1 protein-coding gene is annotated in these 2,450 nt (G+C 71.6%); it reads left to right on the top strand.

Going from position 1 to position 2,450, the window contains the following annotated elements:
• Positions 1 to 272: 272 nt before the first annotated feature.
• On the top strand, positions 273 to 2,426 hold the full coding sequence (locus tag HMPREF0731_RS07055) for a TonB-dependent siderophore receptor (protein WP_007003372.1): 2,154 nt from the start codon (positions 273 to 275) through the stop codon (positions 2,424 to 2,426).
• The last annotated feature ends 24 nt before the right edge of the window (positions 2,427 to 2,450 follow it).

The following is a 2,450-nucleotide window of genomic DNA, read 5'->3' on the forward strand; positions in this document are numbered from 1 at the left end:
CGGCGGCCGGGCCGGGCGGCGCCCCGCCCGGGCGTGGCGCCCCTCGGCGAACTTTCCCCATCTGTCGCTCCTTCTGCGTCCCCGGTGGACCGCGGGCGGGGCCGCCCGGGTCCTGTCCCGCGCCGGGACCCTTCCCGTCAGGCTCCGGCCGTGGTCAATATGGAATAACTGGACGATCCAGTCCCGTTTACCGTATAAGCCGCCGCGACTCGCGAATGATAACCATTCGCACGAATCGCCTGGGCGACCGGCCGGAGCGGAGAAGACAGGGCATGAACGAAGGAGTGGGCGCGCGGCGGCGCGCGGTGCTGCTGGCAACGGTGGCCATGGCGGCGGTGTCCGCGCCGGCCCGGGCGCAGCCGGCGCCGGTCGTCCTGCCGGAGATCACGGTGGAGGGGGCGCGCGGCCGCACCACCGAGAGCTATCTGGAAGGCGCCACCACCAGCGCCACCAAGACCGACAGCCCGGTGGTGGAAACCCCGCAATCGGTCAGCACGGTCACCCGCCGGCAGATGGACGACCAGAACGCGCAGACCGGGCGCGACGCGCTGGCCTACACCCCCGGGGTGCTCACCGGCATCGAGACCACCTCGCGCTACGACAGCCTGTTCATGCGCGGCTTCGGCAGCTTCGGCACCTCGACCAATGTGGTGGATTTCCTCGACGGGCTGCGGCTGCCGCGCGGCCAGGCCTTCGCCCTGCCCTCGGTCGATCCCTTCCTGCTCGACAGCCTCGACGTGCTGCGCGGCCCGGCCGCGGTGCTGTATGGCCAGACCACGCCGGGCGGGCTGGTCAACCAGATCAGCCGCGCCCCCAGCGCCCGCGCCGCTCACGAGGTGCGGCTGGAGGCCGGCAGCCACGACCGCCTGCAGGCGGGGCTGGCCAGCCAGGGCGCGCTCGATGCCGAGGGCGTCTGGCAATACAGCTTCAGCGGCATCGGCCGCCGCGCCGACACGCAATACGACAAGGTGGAGGAGCAGCGCATCGCGGTCGCGCCGGCGATCGCCTGGCAGCCCAGCGCCGAGACGCGGCTGACCCTGCAGGGCTTCTACCAGCACGACCCCGAGGGCGGCTATTTCAACTCGCTCTACGCGCGCAGCCTGGCGGCGCCGGGGATCGGGCGCCATCTGAACCGCAAGCTGAATGTCGGCGACCCCTCCTTCGACCGCTACGACCGCACGCAATACGCCATCGGCTACACGCTGGAGCATCGCGTCAGCGACGCGGTGAGCGTCACCTCGAAGCTGCGCTACTCGGCGATCGATCTCGACTTCCAGAGCCTGCAGATGGCCGGGCCGGTCAGCGCCAGCGGGCTGCTGCCGCGCCAGGCGCTGCGCTCGCTGGAGCAGGTGGACGGCATCGCCGCCGACAACGCCGCGCAGTTCCGCTTCACCACGGGCGCGGTGGCGCACCGGGCGCTGCTCGGCTTCGACCTGCAGCGCTCGGTCAGCAGCTGGGAATACCGCTACGGCGCCGCCTCCTCCCTCGACGTCACGGCGCCGCGCTACGGCCTCCCCGTGGGCGCGCTGACGCGGATCATCGACAACCGGCAGACGCTGCAGCAGCTGGGCGTCTATGTGCAGGACCAGATGAGCCTGGGCGGCTTCCGGCTGCTGCTCGGCGCCCGGCACGACTGGACCGAGCAGGAGAGCGAGAACCGCCTGGCCGGCACGCGCAGCGACCAGTCGAGCCGCTCGCCCAGCTACCGCGCCGGCCTGCTCTACCGCTTCGACAACGGCATCGCGCCCTATGTCAGCTACGCCACCTCCTTCGAGCCGGTGATCGGCACCGATGCCGCCGGCAACGCCTTCCGCCCGACCGAGGGGCGGCAATGGGAGGCCGGCGTCAAATACGAGCCCTCCTTCATCAGCGCGCTGTTCACCGCCTCGGTCTTCGAGATCCGGCAGGAGAATGTGCTCACCCCCGGCGCCATCCCGGGCTTCCAGGTGCAGCAGGGCGAGGTGCGCTCGCGCGGGCTGGAGCTGGAGGCGCGTGGCAAGGCCACCCGCAACCTCGAGCTGATCGCCAGCCTGACGCTGCTCGACACCGAGGTCACGCGCTCCACCACCGCCGCCAATATCGGCAAGCGGCCGCAGGCGGCGCCGGATCACTACGGCTCGGTCTGGGCCAGCTACGCCATCGACGCGGGGGCGCTGGACGGGCTGACGCTCGGCGCCGGGGTGCGGGTGGTCGGCGGCAGCTATGGCGACGACGCCAACACGGTGCGCGCCGGTGGCTACACGCTGGTCGATCTCGCGGCGCGCTACGATCTGGGCAAGCTCGCCCCCGCCATGACCGGCGCGCAGGCGACGCTGAACGTCACCAACCTGTTCGACAAGGATTATTACGCCAGCTGCAGCTCCACCTACTATTGCCAGTGGGGCAATGGCGCGCGGGTCCTGGGCGGCCTGCGCTACCGCTGGTGAGGGCGCCCGCCCTGCGGCTCGGCC

It is taken from the genome of Pseudoroseomonas cervicalis ATCC 49957, assembly GCF_000164635.1.
GTDB lineage: Bacteria > Pseudomonadota > Alphaproteobacteria > Acetobacterales > Acetobacteraceae > Pseudoroseomonas > Pseudoroseomonas cervicalis.